The organism is Sporosarcina sp. Y1009 (assembly GCF_057669865.1).
The window spans coordinates 315995-336277 of record NZ_JBYHFO010000002.1 but is presented as its reverse complement, the minus strand read 5'-3'; the positions used below and the strand labels follow the sequence as shown (position 1 = coordinate 336277).

At 38.9% G+C, this 20283-nt stretch carries 21 protein-coding genes; 16 read left to right on the top strand and 5 right to left on the bottom strand.

The genetic code is table 11. The features are described 5' to 3' along the window. The first annotated feature begins 67 nt into the window (after positions 1–67). On the top strand, positions 68–655 hold the full coding sequence (locus AC25Y1_RS04325) for a xanthine phosphoribosyltransferase (RefSeq protein ID WP_488146716.1): 588 nt from the start codon (positions 68–70) through the stop codon (positions 653–655). Beyond that, positions 652–1953: a nucleobase:cation symporter-2 family protein gene (locus tag AC25Y1_RS04320; RefSeq protein ID WP_488146715.1), complete on the top strand. Its 1302-nt coding sequence runs from the start codon at positions 652–654 to the stop codon at positions 1951–1953. Before AC25Y1_RS04325 ends, AC25Y1_RS04320 begins: the two co-directional genes overlap by 4 nt. Positions 1954–2470: 517 nt before the next feature. On the opposite strand, the gene AC25Y1_RS04315 is transcribed toward AC25Y1_RS04320, so the two are convergent. After that, the gene (locus AC25Y1_RS04315; protein WP_488146714.1) at positions 2471–3694 is read right to left on the bottom strand and encodes a nucleotidyltransferase; all 1224 of its coding nucleotides are present in this window, start codon (positions 3692–3694) and stop codon (positions 2471–2473) included. 124 nt (positions 3695–3818) lie between these two features. Between AC25Y1_RS04315 and AC25Y1_RS04310 the strand changes: the two genes are divergently transcribed. The 13 genes from AC25Y1_RS04310 to AC25Y1_RS04250 all read left to right on the top strand — a co-directional run bounded on the left by AC25Y1_RS04310 (position 3819) and on the right by AC25Y1_RS04250 (position 17135). Next, positions 3819–4352, top strand: a complete 534-nt coding sequence (locus tag AC25Y1_RS04310; protein WP_488146713.1) for a YceD family protein — start codon at positions 3819–3821, stop codon at positions 4350–4352. Between the two features lie 25 nt (positions 4353–4377). Further along, positions 4378–4551 carry a 50S ribosomal protein L32 gene (gene rpmF, locus AC25Y1_RS04305; protein WP_488146712.1) on the top strand — a complete coding sequence of 58 codons (174 nt, stop codon included), beginning with the start codon at positions 4378–4380 and terminating at the stop codon, positions 4549–4551. A 141-nt stretch (positions 4552–4692) separates the two neighbouring features. Then, positions 4693–5454 carry an enoyl-CoA hydratase/isomerase family protein gene (locus AC25Y1_RS04300; protein ID WP_488146711.1) on the top strand — a complete coding sequence of 254 codons (762 nt, stop codon included), beginning with the start codon at positions 4693–4695 and terminating at the stop codon, positions 5452–5454. Between the two features lie 109 nt (positions 5455–5563). Next, positions 5564–6904, top strand: a complete 1341-nt coding sequence (locus tag AC25Y1_RS04295) for an acetyl-CoA carboxylase biotin carboxylase subunit (protein ID WP_488146710.1) — start codon at positions 5564–5566, stop codon at positions 6902–6904. A gap of 14 nt (positions 6905–6918) precedes the next feature. After that, positions 6919–7134 (top strand): biotin/lipoyl-containing protein, encoded by a 216-nt coding sequence (locus AC25Y1_RS04290; RefSeq protein WP_488146709.1) that lies wholly within the window; start codon positions 6919–6921, stop codon positions 7132–7134. Positions 7135–7181: 47 nt separating this feature from the next. Then, positions 7182–8723 (top strand): acyl-CoA carboxylase subunit beta, encoded by a 1542-nt coding sequence (locus AC25Y1_RS04285; RefSeq protein ID WP_488146708.1) that lies wholly within the window; start codon positions 7182–7184, stop codon positions 8721–8723. A 66-nt stretch (positions 8724–8789) separates the two neighbouring features. Then, positions 8790–9692, top strand: coding sequence for a ketopantoate reductase family protein (locus AC25Y1_RS04280; RefSeq protein WP_488146707.1), 903 nt, complete (start codon positions 8790–8792; stop codon positions 9690–9692). Next, a complete protein-coding gene (locus AC25Y1_RS04275) occupies positions 9689–10084 on the top strand; it encodes a DUF3397 family protein (RefSeq protein WP_488146706.1) in 396 nt (131 codons plus the stop codon). The genes AC25Y1_RS04280 and AC25Y1_RS04275 overlap by 4 nt, the downstream gene beginning before the upstream one ends. An 87-nt stretch (positions 10085–10171) precedes the next feature. Then, positions 10172–11788, top strand: coding sequence for a bacillithiol biosynthesis cysteine-adding enzyme BshC (gene bshC, locus AC25Y1_RS04270; RefSeq protein ID WP_488146705.1), 1617 nt, complete (start codon positions 10172–10174; stop codon positions 11786–11788). A gap of 507 nt (positions 11789–12295) precedes the next feature. Beyond that, a complete protein-coding gene (gene iscB, locus AC25Y1_RS04265; RefSeq protein WP_488146704.1) occupies positions 12296–13570 on the top strand; it encodes an RNA-guided endonuclease IscB in 1275 nt (424 codons plus the stop codon). Between the two features lie 270 nt (positions 13571–13840). After that, complete coding sequence (locus tag AC25Y1_RS04260) at positions 13841–15109, top strand: ABC transporter permease (protein ID WP_488146703.1); 1269 nt, start codon at positions 13841–13843, stop codon at positions 15107–15109. Beyond that, positions 15109–16020, top strand: a complete 912-nt coding sequence (locus AC25Y1_RS04255; RefSeq protein ID WP_488146702.1) for an ABC transporter ATP-binding protein — start codon at positions 15109–15111, stop codon at positions 16018–16020. The genes AC25Y1_RS04260 and AC25Y1_RS04255 overlap by 1 nt, the downstream gene beginning before the upstream one ends. After that, on the top strand, positions 16017–17135 hold the full coding sequence (locus AC25Y1_RS04250) for an ABC transporter permease (protein WP_488146701.1): 1119 nt from the start codon (positions 16017–16019) through the stop codon (positions 17133–17135). The genes AC25Y1_RS04255 and AC25Y1_RS04250 overlap by 4 nt, the downstream gene beginning before the upstream one ends. Positions 17136–17198: 63 nt before the next feature. On the opposite strand, the gene AC25Y1_RS04245 is transcribed toward AC25Y1_RS04250, so the two are convergent. After that, positions 17199–17714: a hypothetical protein gene (locus tag AC25Y1_RS04245; RefSeq protein WP_488146700.1), complete on the bottom strand. Its 516-nt coding sequence runs from the start codon at positions 17712–17714 to the stop codon at positions 17199–17201. Between the two features lie 285 nt (positions 17715–17999). Between AC25Y1_RS04245 and AC25Y1_RS04240 the strand changes: the two genes are divergently transcribed. Then, a complete protein-coding gene (locus AC25Y1_RS04240; protein ID WP_488146699.1) occupies positions 18000–18497 on the top strand; it encodes a hypothetical protein in 498 nt (165 codons plus the stop codon). Positions 18498–18561: 64 nt separating this feature from the next. Here the strand turns inward: AC25Y1_RS04240 and AC25Y1_RS04235 are convergent, their stop codons facing one another. From AC25Y1_RS04235 to AC25Y1_RS04225, 3 genes are all read right to left on the bottom strand, one after another. Then, entirely contained in the window at positions 18562–19074 is a 513-nt protein-coding gene (locus AC25Y1_RS04235; RefSeq protein ID WP_488146698.1) for a hypothetical protein, read from the bottom strand. Between the two features lie 90 nt (positions 19075–19164). Continuing rightward, positions 19165–19680: a hypothetical protein gene (locus AC25Y1_RS04230; RefSeq protein WP_488146697.1), complete on the bottom strand. Its 516-nt coding sequence runs from the start codon at positions 19678–19680 to the stop codon at positions 19165–19167. Between the two features lie 48 nt (positions 19681–19728). Continuing rightward, positions 19729–20238, bottom strand: coding sequence for a hypothetical protein (locus tag AC25Y1_RS04225; protein ID WP_488146696.1), 510 nt, complete (start codon positions 20236–20238; stop codon positions 19729–19731). Positions 20239–20283: the final 45 nt, after the last annotated feature.

Here is a 20283-nt window from a genome sequence, read left to right as displayed (position 1 = left end):
TCTAGTCATGATTGGATGCACGGTCTTTGGGCTTTTTTTGACCGTGAAATAAGGAGGAACAACTATAGTGGAACAATTGAAGAATAAGATTTTACAAGAAGGCAAAGTATTATCTGAATCGGTGTTGAAAGTCGATTCTTTTTTAAATCATCAAATCGATCCTGAACTCATGCAAGAGGTAGGTAAGGAATTTGCAGCTCGATTCTCCGATTCAAACATCACTAAAATCTTATCAATAGAATCATCGGGTATCGCGCCGGCCATGATGGCAGGTTTGTATTTAGGTGTGCCTGTGATTTTTGCTAGAAAAAGAAAGTCACTTACGTTAACGGATCACTTATTTACTTCAAGTGTTCATTCATTCACAAAAAATGAAACGAACGATATTTCTGTATCGAAAGATTTTCTATTAGCTGATGATGTCGTACTCGTTATAGATGACTTTTTAGCAAATGGACAAGCAGTTCATGGATTAGTTGATATTATTGAACAAGCAAAAGCCGAATTGGCGGGCGTCGGTATCGTTATCGAAAAAGGATTCCAGCCTGGTGGTGCTGCTATTCGTAAGCAAGGAATCCGTGTTGAGTCACTTGCCAACATTCGCTCTTTAGCGAATGGAAAAGTGGAATTCTTTAGTGAGGTAGAATCCAAATGAAAAATGGCGCTAGAACAGCAGCGTTAAGTATCCAACATGTGCTCGCGATGTATGCAGGAGCAGTTATTGTTCCGCTAATTGTTGGTGAGGCACTTGGATTGACCTCGGTACAGTTAACTTATCTCGTTTCTATCGATATACTGATGTGCGGTGTAGCTACAATCCTCCAAATCATGAATAACCGTTTCTTTGGGATCGGGCTTCCAGTTGTTTTAGGTTGTACGTTTACTGCTGTTGGCCCAATGATTGCGATAGGGGGAGAGTTTGGGATCTCCGCAATTTACGGTGCAATTCTTGTGTCGGGTGTTTTTATAATCGTCATCAGCCGTTTTTTTGGAAATCTTGTTCGCTTTTTCCCACCTGTTGTTACGGGATCAGTCGTAACGATTATTGGAATTACGTTAATTCCCGTTGCGATTAACAATGTGGGAGGCGGCCAAGGTGCGAGTGATTTTGGCTCATTGACGAATATTTCTCTAGCTTTCGGAACATTGTTCTTTATAATCATTTTGTTTAGGATGTCTACAGGTTTTATGCGTGCGATTTCTATTTTGCTAGGGTTAATCGGCGGAACAGTAGTTGCGATGTTTATGGGCATTGTTGACTTTGCACCAGTTAACGAAGCAGCAGCAATTCATATGGTGAAGCCATTCTACTTTGGATTGCCAACATTCGAATGGTCAGCAATTTTGACGATGATTCTAGTCGCAATGGTTTCTTTAGTTGAATCGACAGGTGTCTATTTTGCATTGGGAGATATCTGTGAGCGGAAATTAAAGAAAGATGATCTTGCAAAAGGGTATCGGGCAGAAGGGATCGCTGTGGTATTAGGTGGTTTATTTAACGCGTTCCCATATACGACATTCTCACAAAACGTTGGGTTAATCCAAATGTCGGGTGTGAAATCCAGAAAAGTTATTTTAATAACAGGATTAATGCTAATTACACTTGGGTTTGTACCGAAAATTGCTGCACTGACAACAATTATTCCAACCGCTGTATTAGGTGGTGCGATGATTGCAATGTTCGGCATGGTTATTTCTCAGGGGATTAAGATGCTTGGTAAAACTTTCGCATCGTCACAAGAAAATCCGATGATTATTGCATGTTCCATTGGAATTGGTCTAGGCGTTACAGTGGCACCAGAACTTTTCGCGAACCTTCCAAAAAGTATTCAAATGTTTACGAGTAACGGAATTGTTGCAGGAAGTTTAACTGCAATTGCATTGAATATATTATTCAATATGCTTCCGTCATCGAAGAAAAAACCAGCGACCTTGGCAGAGCAGGAAGCTTAAGATATATTGATAATGAAGCATAGGAGGAATTGTAATAATTCCTCTCCTATGCTTTTTATATTGAAATTTATTTCCTTCTTAAGAAAACGTTTCTAAGTTTGAACAAAACGTTTCCTTCTCTCGCGAAAACGTTTCTAGGTTTGCGCGAAACGTATCCAGGTTCGGCAAAAACGTCACCTTCTCCCAAAAACGTTTCTAAGTTTGAGCAAAACGTTTCCTTCTCTCGCGAAAACGTTTCTAGGTTTGCGCGAAACGTATCCAGGTTAGGCAAAAACGTCACCTTCTCCCAAAAACGTTTCTAAGTTGGAACAAAACGTTTCCTTCTTTCACGAAAACGTTTCTAGGTTCACGCGAAACGTATCCAGGTTCGGCCACAACGTCACCTTCTCATGATAAGCACCATATACGCCCTTAGTGGGATGGCACTAAGTGGTAAAGCAATAAAATCAAATACAAAAAGAGCACTTGAATAACGATTCACTCAAGTGCTCTTCCTCTACTCTCTATTTCCAGTCAATCAGTCACGCAAGAAGATAGGTGAATTCATATAATCAGCACCAATTATTGTCTGCCCAGTTCCTTGTGCGATTCCTAGTGCATACATATTTGACGCGTGAACATCCATTTTCATTGATGGATCTGAGAAGGCGGCGACTTTACTGACGAGCGGGCGTTTTAAATTCTTTTTATTTTCATTTAAATAAAGTCTGCCTGCTTGTGTCATTCCTAACAAACGTAAATAGGAAGGTGACTCGATTTGTCGACGCATATCATACGTAAAACCGGTTAAGATATGAGTAAGCATGCGTTGGATTCTAGTCCAGGTATAGCGCTTCGACTTTACTGTGTTCATGAACTTGTCAAATGTCCCACTATTTTTTGCAGCACGGTAAAACAGATTCTCAATTCCTTCAGTCACGTCAGCAATTTTACTTAGTCGTTCGGGTCCCTCGCGCAGGATTGTAAATCTTAAAAGGGGATAGAATGTCTCCCAACTCCCGAAGAATTTGCGCTCGGCTTGCCATTCGCGTAAACCATCATAAGTCTCTGGTGGATAGAATCCCTGTATCGCATCTAGTGAATTTGATTCGAAAAAGGACTTACGGATTCCGGTCGCACTTGCAATAGAATCACCTTCGACTGCATCATCATGATACCCCGCTACAATACGGGATATAGTTGCGGCTTTCATAGTAGAATGACTGTTTTTAGCAGCTTGTAAATAATGGAAACCTAAGATGTTGTTCGGCATCGTTAAATCCGCAAAAGGAATATCAGTTGAAGCTGTTTGAATGGCTTGTTGATAGGCTGCATTAAGTGCTTTAGGATAACTCATACCTTCTTTAACGGATTCTTTAACAGTTTGTTGATATTCATATTCCGCATTCGTTAAAAGCTCCAAACTATTGTTAAAAGGTTCAATATTACCGTCTTCACTTCCGAAACAAAAGGATTCACAGCAGGCGGCATCTAGTATTTGAATAGCGCCCATTGCAAACACAGGGGCATGTGATGTTGCAAATGCATAAGGGAGCTCGAATACAAGATCGACTCCGTTTTGTAATGCCATTTTCGTTCGCACCCATTTATCAACAAAAGCAGGCTCTCCTCGCTGCAAGAAATTTCCGCTCATGACAGCGATAACAATGTCTGCATTTGTGGTCTTTCGTGCTTCTGAAGCATGAAATTTATGGCCATTATGAAACGGATTATATTCAACAATAATTCCAGTTGCTTTCAAAGTTATCTCTCCTTTGTTACAATGATATTATTATACCTATGGGAATGGTGAAGTGACAAGAAAATATCTTGACATCCCTTTGTTCCCATTATATAATCAAGAATGTTGTCTTGAGGTGATCGACATGAAATGGTCCATCAATCAATTACAGAGATACAGGCAAGGGGACATGCCGTTTGACGAAACGGTTAACCTAGATTCCGTTAAAAAACGGAACCCGGAAATCCGGGATATCAAGCCTATACATGTAACCGGAAGTTGTACAATTGGCTCGAGTAATCTCACATGCCGATTCCGGCTTGAAGGAACGCTGATACTGCCTTGTGCCCGAACGTGGGAAGATGTCGCTTTTCCATTTTTAATTGAATCCGTTGAACGATTCAGTTGGAATGAAACAGAACTAGCGGCCGATGATGAAATTCATCAAGTCAGCGGAGATTTTGTTGACTTAACCCCAGTCTTAGAGGAGCTCGTCCTCCTTGAGATCCCCCTTCAAGTTTACAGTGAAGATGCTGAAAAAGTGAAGACCGTCGAAGGTAAAGGTTGGTCATATGCAACCGACGAGGCGTACAATGCTCGGCTCCAGGAAGAACGTGAAACAAAAGTGGATCCGAGACTTGCCGGATTGGCAAACTTATTTGAGAAGAAAGACGAATAGGTAATTCGTTTAAGGAGGTGCCCAGATGGCTGTACCAAAAAGAAGAACATCTAAAACTGTAACAAAAAAACGTCGTACACATTTTAAACTACAAGTACCAGGAATGGCTACATGTAGCAACTGTGGCGAACAAAAGCTAGCACACCGCATTTGTAAATCATGCGGACACTACAAAGGAAAAGAAGTCGTAGGCGAATAATTATATTCGAATACGTAGAGAATGTTTTTGAACAAACTCTATAAAGGCTACCGTGAGACCATGGATCTCGGTAGCCTTTTTTCTATGCGAAAAATTCTTTCAATTGGTATACTATAGATAAATTCAGGAGGTGCAATTTTATTGGCATTCAAAATTACAATCGAAAAAAATATAGCTACATTCATGATTGATCGACCAGAAATGCGAAATGCGATTAATACAGAGGTGGTCGATGGACTTGAATCTTTTTTAAATCAAGTCGAAAATAATTTGTCTATTTCTTACGTTGTCATTACAGGAGCAGGTGATCGGGCATTTTGTTCGGGTGGAGATTTGGCAGAGTACCAAAACCTTCATACTGCACAGGAATCATTTCCAATGCTCAGTCGAATGGCTGGCCTTTTACATCGTGTTGCGACGCTGCCTATGCCTGTGATTGCCCTAGTGAATGGAACAGCAGTTGGTGGAGGCTGTGAGCTTGCAACAGCTTGCGATTACCGAATCGTCTCAGAGAAAGCGAAAGTAGGCTTCATCCAAGGGACACTTGCCATTACGACAGGTTGGGGTGGAGCAACATTGCTATTTGAGAAATTCAGCAAGCACGATCAAGTTTTTCGTTTATTATCTGAAGCAAAGGTTCATAGTGCAGCAGAAATGTTAGAAATTGGATGGGCCACTGAAGTTTATAGCGGGAATGCAGAAGAAGGGCTGGAGCAGTTTATTGAAAATATGTTGAAAGTTCATCCGACTGTACACCGCGCCTATAAGACGATTGCGATTCGAAAATGGACTGCCGACTTTATCAAAGATCGAATGATGGGAGAAGCACAGCAATGCTCAATCCTTTGGGAAAGTGATGCACATCATGATGCAGTCAAACGCTTTTTACATGCAAGTGATTAAACGAATGAATATAGACTAATTTCAGACAAAGCTTGAAAACGGTTTCACTTATCGTATAAACTAGTAAGTGAATGGGAGATTCACTTTCAAAAAGTTTGGGGGATTAAATATGAAAAAGATACTGATTGCAAATCGTGGGGAAATTGCAAGTAGGATCATACATACGTGCAAACGTCTTGGCATCGAAACCATTGCCGTCCATTCGGAAGCAGATGAAACGATGCCGTTTGTACAACAAGCTGATGCTGCTTTTTTAATCGGGCCACCACCCGTGCAGCAGTCTTACTTAAAAGGGGAAGAAATTTTAGAAATTGCTATTCGCGAAGGGGCGGACGGCATTCATCCAGGTTATGGGCTACTCTCGGAAAACGCTGAATTTGCATCTCTAGTGACAAAAGCAGGTTTGAAATTTATCGGACCGGATGCTTTGACAATTACTGAGATGGGGGACAAAATTGGCTCGCGAAGCACGATGAAAGCTGCTTCAGTTCCGGTTGTACCAGGAACTGACGATGGTGTGGACTCGCTAGAAGAAGCGATTCGGGTTGCTCAAGACATCGGTTATCCGGTGATGTTGAAAGCAAGTGCAGGCGGTGGCGGGGTTGGTATGGTTCGCTGTGAAAGTGAGCAAGCGCTCAGTCAGCAGTTTGAATCAGTAAAAAGTCGCGCGAAAATGTACTTTGGTAACGACCTGGTCTTCATTGAAAAATATATTACGAACGCCAGACATATCGAAGTACAAATATTCGGTGATGACGCTGGGAATATTGTTCATTTATTTGAACGAAATTGCTCCGTTCAACGGCGCAATCAAAAAGTAATTGAAGAATCACCATCACCGAATTTGTCAGAAGAAACGAAAAACCGTCTTTATCAGGCGGCTGTGGATGCGGCAAAAGCGGTGAACTATAAAAATGCGGGGACTGTTGAATTCATCGTTGACGATCATGATGAAATCTACTTCCTTGAAATGAACACGAGGCTTCAAGTTGAGCATCCTGTGACGGAAGAAGTTACTGGATTCGACCTTGTCGAGTGGCAAATAGAAGTAGCCCGGGGAAATGAACTTCCAGTTAAAGAACAAGACGACATTCAGCTTAAAGGACATGCTTTGGAGTTTCGCGTGTACGCGGAAGACCCGAAAACATTCATGCCGTCTCCGGGAACAATTACGAAACTGAAATTAGAAAGTGATTTGGACGGTATTCGAATTGATAATGGTTACGCTGAGAACGGGAAAGTTACGCCCTTCTATGATCCATTAATATCAAAAGTGATTGTTCACGCAAATACTCGAGACGAAGCAATTGAAAAATCGAAGGCTTATTTCTCAGATGTTAAGATTGAAGGTTTAAAAACGAATATACCGTTGTTTACTGAGGTCTTAAATGAGGCTTCGTTTAAAGCAGGTACTTATACAACTGCAATTCTAACCCGGTCGGAAAAATAGAGGAGGAAATAATGATGACACAATTAAAATCCACAATGGCAGGAACAGTATTTACAGTAAATGTAGCGGTAGGAGAAGAAGTAACAGCAGGACAAGTAGTGATTGTTCTCGAATCAATGAAAATGGAAATTCCAATAGAAGCAGAAGAAGCGGGTAAAGTATCTGCTATAAATGTAAATGTTGGCGACTTTGTGAATGAAAACGATGTTCTTGTTACTTTAGGGGAGTAATCGTTGAAGAACATCAACGCATGTTTTAAAAAGGGAAGGGGATTGGGATGGTAGAAAAAGTGGAATATAACAAAGAGCTTGACTCAAAACTAAAAGAAATTTTTGCGGGTGGCCATGCAAAATACCATGAACGCCTAAAAGAGCAAAATAAACTGTTTGCAAGAGATCGTTTGGAACTTCTTTTTGATAACGGCGAATACACGGAAGATGGTCGTTTTGCTAATTATGAAGCAGGAGATCTTCCGGCAGATGGCGTCGTTACCGCAATGGGGAAAGTTAACGGACAAACTGTTTGCGTAATGGCAAATGATTCAACAGTTAAAGCAGGTTCTTGGGGAGCGAAAACTGTTGAGAAAATCATTCGAATTCAAGAAGTTGCCGAAAAAAATCGGGTTCCGATGCTATATCTTGTCGACTCGGCAGGGGCAAGGATAACAGATCAACTCCAAATGTTCCCAAATCGTCGCGGTGCAGGAAAGATATTCCACAACCAAGTAAGATTATCTGGTTTCATTCCACAGATTTGTATATTATTTGGTCCTTCAGCAGCAGGCGGCGCGTATATTCCGGCTTTTTGTGACCTTCTAATTATGGTGGAAGGAAACGCCTCGATGTATCTTGGATCACCACGAATGGCAGAAAAAGTTATCGGTGAAAAGGTAACGCTCGAACAAATGGGCGGCGCGCGCATGCATTGCTCGATTAGTGGATGTGGGGATGTCCTCGCCACGAATGAGGAAGAAGCAATTGCTGAAGCACGTCGTTACCTCGAATACTTCCCAGCAAATTACACAGAAAAACCTAAAGTCAAAGAAACTATTGAGGCAAAAGCAGGCCGTACATTAGAAACAATCATTCCGGAGAACCAAAATGCACCATTCGATATGTATGAAGCAATAGATGCCTTAATTGATGAAGGTAGTTTCTTCGATGTGAAAAAGTTGTTCGCTCCGGAAATTATTACGGGATTAGCTCGAATTGAGGGACAGCCTGTAGGAATTATTGCGAATCAACCGAAAGTAAAAGGCGGCGTACTATTCGTAGACTCTGCGGATAAAGCTACGAAGTTTATCAATTTATGTGATGCGTTTTCAATTCCATTATTATTCCTAGCTGATGTACCAGGCTTCATGATTGGAACAAGTGTGGAACGCGCAGGAATTATTCGCCATGGTGCAAAACTGATTATGGCGATGAGTTCTGCGACAGTCCCGAAAATATCGGTCATCGTTCGAAAAGCATACGGTGCAGGTCTATATGCCATGGCAGGTCCAGCATTTGAACCAGATGTGTGTATTGCGCTTCCAACTGCACAAATTGCTGTGATGGGTCCAGAGGCTGCTGTTAATGCGGTCTACTCAAACAAAATTGAGTCCATCGAAGATCCGAAAGAAAAACTTGCTTTTGTTCAAGAGAAACATAAAGAATATCAAGAAGAAATTGATATCTATAAAATGGCTTCTGAGCTTATAATAGACGATATCATTGAACCGTCGGATTTAAGAGGCGTTCTTGCAGATCGATTCAGATTGTATAGTACGAAAGAAATTGTCCAAGCACCGAGAAAACATCCTGTCTATCCTGTATAATAGAAAAATAGAGTAACGAATAAGCCCGCTACTATGCGGGCTTATTTATATGAAAGGAGAATTGAAATGGCTGTTGTAATTGTTGGGGCTGGTTCAGTTGGATTATTACTTGGCTCGTACTTATTGGAGTCGGGTATAAAGGTTACCATGGTGGTTCGAAGGGAAGAACAAGCAAGCATACTTAATAGCCAGGGGATTCGAAGAGTAAATGTAGATGGTTCAGAATCTGTTTTCCGCGTTCATGCGATAACAGATTTTCCAACGGATCAAACATCAAGCGTTTGGATTGTTGCTGTGAAATATATTGATTTGCAGGATTTACTCCTACAATTAAATCGTATTCAACTCAAAAACCCCATGCTATTCATTCAAAATGGACTCGACCATTTCAGCATGGCGAATTCTACATCGATACCAAACCTTGCATTTGCAACTGTCGAGCACGGGGCACGCAGGCTTGATGACAATACTGTACAACATAATGGTGTTGGTCTCATTACGATTGGTGCTGGTAGAGGTGATGCAGCAGTTTTCGATGTCATGGAAATCGCACATTCGGAAAGTTTTCCAATTACAAGACACAGCAATGCAGAATTTGTATTGATGAGAAAAGTGTTAATCAATTGTATGATTAATCCATTAACCGCGATACTTGAGGTGGAAAATGGTGAGTTGCTAACAAATCCTTCATGCCATGAATTATTTATTAGTCTTTATGATGAACTACTCAATGCGTTCCCTGAGATGAGACCTTATCTTTCTTTAAAAGCTGTGTCAACGGTCTGTCAAAATACGGCTCATAATAAATCATCGATGCTGTCTGATCGACTAGCAGGACGTCAAATGGAAATTAAAACAATCGTAACAGCAGTGATTGAAAAAGCCACTGCAATACATAAAAAAGTTCCGCTTCTAGAAATGTTAGAAAAAATGCTCTATGCGATTGATAAAAAGGAAGCACTGCTATGATGCAAACCATTTTTTCAGTCTTATTTGGTGTGTTCCTACTATGTCCTTATATTATAACGATTCTAGTTCTCATGATTTACAGGCGAATGGGAAAGGCACCGGTATCTGTTCTCGGCCAAGCCGCAGATATTACAACGCCCTTTTTATTTTTCTCGGTGTATATCATTGCACGTACAATTTTCGGTGAATTGGTTGGTGTTTATATCTCAGTAATTGCAATCATTTTAATCCTGATCTTTGCTATTTTGGAAAAGATGAATGTAAAGGAGTTTTTGATCAAACGGTTATTCAGGAGGGTTTGGCGATTATATTTTCTCCTCTTATCAGTGTCATATATTATCTTACTTTTAATCGGCCTAATTCTTAAAATTATAGAATATGCTCAGCACTAACAAAAAAGAGTAAGCGTTTGTTTTTAATCAAACGCTTTATAATGATATACTTTGGGTAATTAGGATTGTTAAAAAGGGGTCTGAATAATGAAAGTGGACAATATCGCATTACTTGAACAAAATAAAGTCATGCAATCATACAATAATGATAATGAATTTATACATACATATTTTGACTATGAAAACAAAGAAAGTTCATATCCAGAAAGACTAACTGAGTTATCAACGCGCAACTATAAACGAAAACAACTCGTGGAAACGGTTCGTTCATTTATGAAGCCGTTTGGAATTTCACCAACTGCCCACAAACATTTGGAGGAACTCGAGGAAGATGCGGTAACAGTAATCGGCGGACAACAAGCTGGCATACTTACAGGGCCTTTATTTTCCGTACATAAAGCAATTTCGGTAATTTTGCTTGCAAAGAAACAACGTCAAACTTTAGGCGTGCCAGTCGTCCCGGTTTTTTGGGTGGCGGGTGAAGATCATGATATTAATGAAATTAACCATGTCTATACAAATTCAGCTGGTGGTGTGACGAAAGAACAAATTCAAGATAAATTCGTTTTAAAATTAATGGCATCTGATGCGGTGTTTGATCAGATAGAGATGAAAAAATATGTTGGTAATATTTTCAGCAAGTTTGGCGAGACGGCATACACAAGGCCGTTGATGGAAGAAGTTTTAGCTGCAGTTGATAGAGAGAATACGTTTACAGGTTTCTTTGTTCGATTAATGAATGGTCTATTTGCAGACGAAGGTTTATTATTCATCGATTCAGCATACAAACCGTTACGTGAGCTGGAAAGTGATTATTTCCAACTACTTATCCAAGAATCGGAAAGCATTGCAGCGGCCATTGTCGATAAGGAATCAATGTTCGATTCGGATGGTTACGGGAAACCGCTTGATGCAGGAGGAGATGCTTCGCATTTATTTTACGTGCATGAAACTGGTCGCATGTTACTGACACGAAGAGATGAGTACTACGTGAACGATAGTGCAGGACTTCGATTTACTACCCAAGAAATGTTGGAAATCGCAAAAGAGTCACCATTTCTTTTAAGTAATAACGTCGCAACGAGGCCCCTTATGCAAGACTTGGTATTTCCCGTTCTCGCATTCGTAGGTGGCCCGGGAGAAATTACGTATTGGGCATTATTAAAAGAAGCGTTTCACCAGCTTGGGATTAAAATGCCGATTATTGTACCGAGGTTATCGTTAACGCTCGTTCCAAGGGATACTGATAAAGCGTTAAAAGAGAAAGAATTGACATTCCAAGATGCCGTTACGGGAGAGGTTACGTGGGCCCGTGATGAATTTATCGGGACACTACAAAACAAACAATTTGACCTAGCTGTAATCGAAGTGGAAAAAGTTCTAATAAAAGAATATGAAAAAATTAGTCGTACAATCGATTCTGATGAGCGTATGATGAATGATATTTTGGAAAAGAACTTAAATTTCCATAAACTGCAGTTCAACTATTTACAAGAGAAGTCCGAGGAAGCACTTCTCATTAAGCATGAAGTTGCTCTTCGTAAATTTAGTCTAATAGAAACCGACTTATACCCAAACAATGGTCTACAAGAACGAAGTTACACACCATATACATATATGAATGCATATGGCCCAACCCTTATTAAAGATTTGTTAGAACTCCCATTGGAATTTGATGGAACCCATAAATTAATTTACTTTTAACTGGTAACACTCCACCCTGCATCTTCATGCGGTTTGGGGTGTTTTTTTATTGGAATTGTACTTATTAGGTCTATTGACTATAGGAAAAAATTCCGATAGCATAAGTAATTGAATTGTTAGATTTGCTGTAATGATTAGAGAACTTGAACGAGAAGGGGGTCTAGTGTGGTGTACTGCAATCCATCGACAAATAAATTGGGGATGGTTCCATGATCAAATTAGTGCAATTTGAAATGACGAAAATAGGTCAACTATCCACCACTTATTGACCCTACGGTCTGATTGAAGTGGGGGCTTGTAAAAGCCTTTAGTTGTCTAGCCTAAGTTTTTCGAAAACTACGTTGGTTTGGTCATCACACCTTCGGATGATACCCTAGTCCGTTGCTCTGTGCAGGCGCTGTAAAAGTTCTGAATGGGTAGGAACGGTCAACCTGATTTGGCGGTGTAACCGTAAAGCCTTACCAACATTGGCGAAGGGTAACAAACTCCAAAGGGAGGGAATGCGATATGCTCGTATTCGTCTTGAATAAACACGGAGAGGCATTGATGCCTTGTAAACCAAGAAAAGCAAGGTTGTTATTGAAAGAAAAGAAAGCGAAGATCGTGTCCTACAAGCCATTTACAATCCAACTTCTTTATGGAAGTAGCGGCTATAAACAGGAAGTGAAGATTGGTATCGACCTAGGTGCGAAACATGTTGGCGTTGCGATTGTAAGCGATAAAGAAGTTCTACTCAAAGGTGAAATTGAATTACGCCAAGATGTCAAAAAATTAATAGATACACGAAGAACTTACAGACGTTCTAGGCGAAGTCGAAAAACTCGGTATCGAGCGCAAAGATTTCAAAATCGAATTCGTCCGGATGGATGGCTGCCACCAAGTATTCAAAGTCGAATAGAGAATACATTCTTTTGGATCGATCAGTTTTGTTCGCTTGTCCCGAATCCAAAACTGACGATTGAGGTCGGAAAATTTGATGTGCAAAAAATGATTCGTCCCGATATTCAAGGCGTGGACTATCAACAAGGCCAAACATATGGTTACTATGATGTGCGATATTTCGTGTTGTCAAGGGACAAATACACATGCCAAGTTTGCAAAATGAAAAACAAAATACTAAATACACATCACATCGTCTACAGTTCACATGGTGGAACAAATCGCGCAGATAATTTAATTTCAGTTTGTACAGATTGTCATACGCACGAAAATCATCAAAAAGGCAAAATTTTATATAAGTGGATGATGGAAGGCAAGAAACTGCCGCGCTATAAAGAAGGCACATTTATGAATATCCTTCGAAGACGTGTATTCACTAAATATCCTGATGCAATAGTTACGTATGGTTCAATCACGACACCAAAACGAAAAGAGCTAGGTTTGGAAAAAAGTCACGCCAATGATGCCATTGCAATTAGTGGAATTTCTTCTATCCATTGGAATATCGACGAGATGTTCAAACTGAAACAGTTCCGTAAGAAAAAACGTTCTTTGCATGAAGCGACAGCGAGGAAAGGCCGAAAAGAAAAAAATGTAAGTAGCAAAAGAAATGAAAAGAATACGAAACAACTTAAGGGGTTTTATTTGAATGATAAAGTGAAATTATTTGGAAATATTGGCTACATTACTGGTTTCACAGGAACAAACGGAGCTTATGTGAAGTCGATTGACAATGACTATATCACCATTCCAAATAAAAGCTACAAACAAGTGAGTCTTAAGGAATTGGAGCTGCTTACCCGTAACAATACCTGGCAATATGAACAAAATATCTTTGGCTAAACGCCAATCGAAACTTTCACTGGGCTACGCCCGAAACGTTTAGAGGTGGGAGACCTCTTTCAAAGGGCAGGTTAAATCAAATTTCTTTCAGATTATACTGCTGGGTTTTTGCATATTTGTAGTTGCTTATTATTATTTATAAACCTGAATACAATGAGTGTTGAAGATTTAATCGTAGGGCAGAAAGAACTTTTCAATACAATAATAAAAATTGTGATAGATTAAGGGATTCTCTCAATGCGAGTAATGAATTCATTGGAGGTATTGCTGGTGATAAGGTTAATTCAGTTTGAAATGAAAAAAGTATTTACGTCGAATCTTTTTCGCATATTGCTGCTGGCGTTTTGTGTCTTTATCATTGCCTATTACATTTTTGTACACATTAATACGGTTAAAGTTGAAGAGTTAATTTCAGAAAAGGAAAGTGATATTCACAGGAATCAAATAGCAACCCAAAGAATAATGGATTCCATTGATTCAAGCGATAGTAATTCAAAAAAAGGTTTGGAAAGTGATCTTGAGTTTCAAGAGGAGTGGAATAAAAAAGATGAAATAACACTGAAAGCGTTTCAAGAAAATGATTGGACAACACTTCTTAATCAAGACATGGCAAGAGATGAAGATCATCTGGCTAGAATAAGAAAGGATGAATATTATACCTCATCCTGGGCAACGCCTTTCACAACTGAGACTCGTCTTGCGGAGTATAGATGGTTAATGGAAAGGGAGATTGCACCTGTTCTTCGATATGATTATTGGTCGCATATGACGGCTTACGATTTGCATTTTCCTATCGAAGGTGGATATGAAGACGAGTTTAAGGCGATGGTTGTAAAGTTTAGTACTAAGTATTCGCCTACTGGTATTTATTACCTCAATCATCTATTTCGACTTCTATTTGGCGTATCCGGTGCAATATTTTTCCTTTTTCTATTCGGAGATATCGTGACGAAAGAAGGGCTAGGAAGGAACGGTCCGATTCATTTACTGCAAACGCAGCCAATTCGCCGAGATAAAGTGTTGCTGAGCAAGTTTTTAACTGTGTTATTATCGAGCGCCTTTATTCTTGTCTTTGCCAGTATTTTTTCATTAATCCTTGGAACGGTTTTTGACTCATTTGGTTATTGGAATTACCCAGTTTTAATTTACGGGGAAGAGTATTCTTTTTCCTTTATGAACATGAGTACATTCATTTTGAAGTCAGCTTTCTTGTTCTTTATGATTCTACTCTTTTGTTATTCCATTCTATTTCTCTACTCAATTTTAACGAAAAGGGCATCAATCGCGCTTGGGTTAACAATCGCCACCATCATTATGGGCATTAAACTAAGTGAAGAATCCGTCTTGTCTAGCTTGGCGCCGTATATACCATTTCATTACTTTTCAGTGCCGCAAGTAGTGACGATGGAATTGGCTGTAACGCTAAAGAACTTCGATTTTTCCTATACGAACGGGTTAATCGCGTTTGGTGTATCTAGTTTAATTATTTTAGCTGTGACCTATATCGTTTCAGTTATGCAATATAAATATGGACGTTAATGAAAAAATGGATTGGGAGTGATGAGATGATTGTTCAGGTTAGCAATTTAAAAAAACAGTATAAGAAGCAAATGGTTTTAAAAGGAATTGATATTACGGTGGAGTCGCCGCAAATTATCGCATTAGTCGGCCCGAACGGTTCGGGAAAGACGACGTTACTCAACTGCATGACAAATCTTCTTTCGTTCAATGAAGGGAACGTCGAAATCTTAGGAAAAAAACATACGGACACCTCTCTTTTTTATGAATTATCCTATTTACAAGACAACCGGATTTTATATGGGGATTTGACAGGCTATGATCACTTGAAATTCATCTGTCATGTTCAAAAAATCCCGTTAACTAAAATTCAGGAAGTAGCCGAACGGGTCGGAATGGCGGATTACTTAAAGAAACGAGTTAGAAATTATTCACTCGGCATGAAGCAACATTTATTGCTATCGATGGTAATTATTAACGAGCCAAAAATATTGCTATTGGATGAGCCGTTGAACGGACTAGATCCAACAAGTGCCATAAATATGCGGAAAATTTTGCTGGAGTTATATCAGGAAGGGACAACTATTATTCTTTCTTCCCATAATCTCGATGAAATTGACCGATTGACAAATACGATTTACTTCATGAAAGATGGTGCGCTTCTGAAAGAGTCGCTTCAGGATCTTGCGACAAACTACTATTTGATTACCGTAAATGATTTGGAAAAGGCGAAAGAAGTATTAGAGGCGCAAAAAACACCTTTTACAATCAATGATAAAAATCAAATAGGTTTTCTCGAGACAGATATTGATTTACAAACACTTATCACGCAGCTCAATAAAAGTTTCATCACAATCAAAAATATTGAAAATGAAAAAGTAGGGGCGGAGAAGCGGTATCAAGAGTTGTTTGCAGGGGAGAAATCTGTATGAAATTACTAACCTTCGAATTAAAAAAGGTTTTCTTTAGTAAAAAATTCATATACCTGTTGTTGCTAATTATCATTGGCATTGGCGCTCTTTTTTTTCGTAATATTACCTTTCAGGAATATATCGAAAAAGAAGAACTAAGGGAAATAGAATCCCAAATCAGCACGGCCCAGGGAAAATCGAGAATACATGGATTCGAAATAGAACAAGATCCGGAAAATGAAAAAGCAGAATTATTAAAAGATATTACGACTACCATGCTCATCTCGCTATATGACTTAAGGGCGGCGAACCCGGGGGATGATTGGAGAGCGAAACTGACGCTTCAAAACCAAGCGCTTTTAGATACCGTGAATTACAAGGAAGCAGGCGGTGACCATCCATTCTCTTTCAAGGAGATCGAACATAGACTTGCCATGAATGAAAAATTATTGGCAGATGATATTAAACCCGAACATCCGATGTATAGCTTGGCGTTACCGAATTTTATGAAGCATATTGTTGATTTGTATATTACCTTAGGGGCAATTATTATTTTGGTCCTCTTGATTGGTGAAATTCTTTCGGGGGAGTATGAAAATCATTCCATTAACCTGTTATTTACCCAGCCGTTAAAAAAGACGCAGATTATTTTGAGTAAGTTTTGGAGTTCTGTCATCGTCTATTTGTTTACGACGGGGGTTATCCTCGGGGCAATTACGTTAATTGGATTTATTTTTGGAGAGAAGGGGGCATTTAATTATCCAATTCTCATCGAAAAAAATAACCAAATTGCTTTCATAACGATTTCTGACTTTCTAACAGAAGGTTTACTCGTTTTGACAGTCACGATTGTCATGGTAATTGCCCTTTATTTATTGTTTAGTCTGCTCTTTAAGCATACCTTGTTAACACTGTTTGTTTTATTGGGTGCGTTGGTAGGGGGTTATGTCATCACATCGTTCATCACATGGCCAGCTTTTGTATGGATCAACCCATTTCAATACTTGTTACCAGAAAAAACGATTCTCGTGCAAAATGGAAGTGAGTGGTATCAAGGGATACCGGTAATTCTTTTGTTGACCGTTGTATTTTATATCATGGCTTCGTTAAAAATTAAAACAAGCAAAATTGATTAACAGAAATTAAAAAAATGTCACTCGCCTTGAAGGGTGGGTGACATTTTTATCTTGAAATTGTTTCTATCTAACCGACAGTGAAAAAGCATAAATAGCTTCTCCTTTGATATCACCATCAAATGTGAGAATGGCTGAATAATAATAGATCCCTTTTTCATTCGGTGCTGGGAATTCTTTGTTTTTCACTTCAAATGTATATTCCTCATCATTTTTAGTCTGAATCAATTCGATTTTATTGGGTTGAAGTAGCTCTGTCAAGCTAGGTGGCTTTGATGCGGCCAATGAAAAAATAACTTTTTCCCCTTGGTTTAATCTTATGCGACGTCTTCCCTGTAATATTTCTTTCGAAGGAGTGGCTTCAAGTGCACACGTTTTTCTCTTTTCTTCCCAACAATATTTATCCAGTGTCGCCTGTGTACCAAGTTCGACAGATCCTATGATAACTTCTGGCGGGTTTCCAACTTCTATACTGGTTTCTTCTATTGGTTTCTTGGGCAAATCTTCCTCAACATTTTTGGAGCATCCTATTAGAAAGATTCCAAGAATCATCACAAGTATTATTTTTGATTTTCCTAACATTAATCCTCACCCTTCGGTTATTTGAATATTTTGCCACCTCGTGTTATTGTACCATTAAAATTTATGCGCTTCAATATAAGAGGGGAAGTAAAAAGTTAATTTAGGAAAGTTAAATTAGCATTATTACTATTAAAATTAAAATAGAATAATTGGAATTGATTGCAGTAATTAGAAAGAGTTTTCAATCAAATGTCGAAGTAGAAGTTATAGATGGCTTTTCCTTTTAAATCACCGTCCCATGTGAGGATAGTTGAATAATAATAGACGCCTGTTTCTTCGGGTGCGGTGAATTGTTTATTAATCACTTCAAAAGTAGATTCTCCGTCTTTTCCTATTTGGAGAAATTCTATCCTCGGGGCAATTACCTTCATTGGATTTGTTTTTGGAGAGAAGGGGGCATTTAATTATCCAATTCTCATCGAAAAAAATAACCAAATTGCTTTCATAACGATTGCTGACTTTTTGACAGAAGGGTTACTCGTTTTGACGATCACGATTGTCATTGTAATTGCCCTTTATTTATTATTTAGTCTGCTCTTTAAGCATACCTTGTTAACATTGTTTGTTTTATTGGGCGCGTTGGTAGGGGGCTATGTCGTCACATCGTTCATCACATGGCCGGCTTTTGCATGGATCAACCCATTTCAATACTTGTTACCAGAAAAAACGATTCTCGTGCAAAATGGAAGCGAGTGGTATCAAGGAATACCGGTAATCCTATTATTGACAGTTGTATTTTACATCATGGCTTCGTTAAAAATTAAAACAAGCAAAATTGATTAACAGAAATTGAAAAAATGTCACTCGCCTAAAAAAGGTGGGTGACATTTTTATTATGAAAGTATTCCTATCGAACTGAAAGTGAAAAAGCATAAATTGCTTCTCCTTTTATATCACCATCAAATTTGAGAATAGCTGAATAATAATAGATACCTTTTTCATTAGGAGCAGTAAACTCTCTGTTCGGCACTTCAAATGTAGAAACTTCATCTTTTTTAGTCTGTATCAATTCGATTTTATTGGGTTGAAGAAACTCTGTTAGGGAATTTGGATTTGATGCAGACAATGAAAAAGTTATTTTTTCTCCTTGATCCAATCTAATGGGATGTTTCTCTTGTAACCGTTCTTTGGGGGGAGTCGCTTCAAGCGCGCATGTTTTTCCCTCTACTTCCCAACAATACTTATCCAATGTCAACGGTATACCTAGAATACCAGATATTATCGCGACTTCTGGTGGGTTTCCAATTTCTTTACTGGTTTCTTCTATTGGTTCTTTAGGTAAATCTTCCTCAACGTTTTTGGAGCACCCGACTAGAAAGATTCCAAGAATTATCACAAGTATTATTTTTAAATTCCCCAACATAATCCTCATCCTTTCAGTTTTTTGAATATCTTATCGCTTTGAGCTCTTATTCGCCTAAAGAGATTGTGACATTTTTGAAAAGTGTGCCTATCGAACTGACAGTGAAAAAGCATAAATTGCTTCTCCTTTGATATCACCATCAAATGTGAGAATAACTGAATAATAATAGATACCTTTTTCATTAGGTGCTGTGAATTCTTTGTTTTTCACTTCAAATGTAGATTCCTTATCATTTTTAGTCTGAATCAATTCGATTTCATCTGGTTGAAGTAGTTGCTCGGTCGCAGAATTTAAATCTGATGTGGACAATGAAAAAGTTAATTTTTCTTCTTGGTCTAATCTTATGGGATGTATCCCTTTTAATCTTTCTTTCGGAGGAGTTGCTTCAAGTGCACATGTTTTTTCCTCTTCTTCCCAGCAATACTTGTCCAGTGTCCCAGATATACCATGATCACCTAACACTATACGGAAAATTGGTGGGTTTCCAATTCCATTACTGATTACCTCAGGCGGTTCCTTGGGCAGATTTTCCTCAACACTATTGGAACACCCGATTAGAAGTATTCCAATTAATATTAATAGTATTATTTTCGTCTTCCCCACATAAATCCTCCTTCATCCTTTTATTTCAAAAACAACATTTTTTTGTAACTATCGGACTGACAAAGAAAAAGCATAAATAGCTTCTCCTTTTAAATCGCCATCCCATGTGAGGATAGCTGAATAATAATAGACGCCAGTTTCTTTAGGTGCCGTGAATTGTTTATTAATCACCTCGAAAGTAGATTCCCCATCTTTTCCTATCTGGATCAATTCAAACTTTTCCGGGCTAGCTAAATTGGGTCGTTCCATGTCTATTGCGGTAAAAAAGAAGGAAACCTCTGTTTCTTCCGCTACACTAAAATGGGTTTTTCCCCTTAAAAGTTCATGTGGTGGGGTAGGTTCGATTGAACAAGTTTTATCATCTTCCTCTTCATCCCAGCAATACGTATCTAAAATTGCGCCATAAGCACCGGTTTCGGAGTGAACACCCAAATCGAATGGTTTCCCTATTTCTTGTGTTGATTCTACGATTGGTTCTTCCTTAACTTCTTCTTTTTCTGAACACCCAACTAGAAAAATGCAAATTAGTATACCGATAAGTATCTTCGACTTTCTCACAATACTCCCCCTAACTATTTGTGTCTGAAACAAAAAATGAATACT

What these genes read in the sequence shown, in the direction of transcription:
- AC25Y1_RS04320 (WP_488146715.1), top strand. Translation starts at nt 652, where the DNA reads ATGAAAAATGGCGCTAGAACAGCAGCGTTAAGTATCCAACATGTGCTC.
- AC25Y1_RS04310 (WP_488146713.1), top strand. Translation starts at nt 3,819, where the DNA reads ATGAAATGGTCCATCAATCAATTACAGAGATACAGGCAAGGGGACATG.
- rpmF (WP_488146712.1), top strand. Translation starts at nt 4,378, where the DNA reads ATGGCTGTACCAAAAAGAAGAACATCTAAAACTGTAACAAAAAAACGT.
- AC25Y1_RS04295 (WP_488146710.1), top strand. Translation starts at nt 5,564, where the DNA reads ATGAAAAAGATACTGATTGCAAATCGTGGGGAAATTGCAAGTAGGATC.
- AC25Y1_RS04290 (WP_488146709.1), top strand. Translation starts at nt 6,919, where the DNA reads ATGACACAATTAAAATCCACAATGGCAGGAACAGTATTTACAGTAAAT.
- AC25Y1_RS04285 (WP_488146708.1), top strand. Translation starts at nt 7,182, where the DNA reads ATGGTAGAAAAAGTGGAATATAACAAAGAGCTTGACTCAAAACTAAAA.
- AC25Y1_RS04280 (WP_488146707.1), top strand. Translation starts at nt 8,790, where the DNA reads ATGGCTGTTGTAATTGTTGGGGCTGGTTCAGTTGGATTATTACTTGGC.
- AC25Y1_RS04275 (WP_488146706.1), top strand. Translation starts at nt 9,689, where the DNA reads ATGATGCAAACCATTTTTTCAGTCTTATTTGGTGTGTTCCTACTATGT.
- bshC (WP_488146705.1), top strand. Translation starts at nt 10,172, where the DNA reads ATGAAAGTGGACAATATCGCATTACTTGAACAAAATAAAGTCATGCAA.
- iscB (WP_488146704.1), top strand. Translation starts at nt 12,296, where the DNA reads ATGCTCGTATTCGTCTTGAATAAACACGGAGAGGCATTGATGCCTTGT.
- AC25Y1_RS04255 (WP_488146702.1), top strand. Translation starts at nt 15,109, where the DNA reads ATGAAAAAATGGATTGGGAGTGATGAGATGATTGTTCAGGTTAGCAAT.
- AC25Y1_RS04250 (WP_488146701.1), top strand. Translation starts at nt 16,017, where the DNA reads ATGAAATTACTAACCTTCGAATTAAAAAAGGTTTTCTTTAGTAAAAAA.
- AC25Y1_RS04245 (WP_488146700.1), bottom strand. Translation starts at nt 17,714, where the DNA reads ATGTTAGGAAAATCAAAAATAATACTTGTGATGATTCTTGGAATCTTT.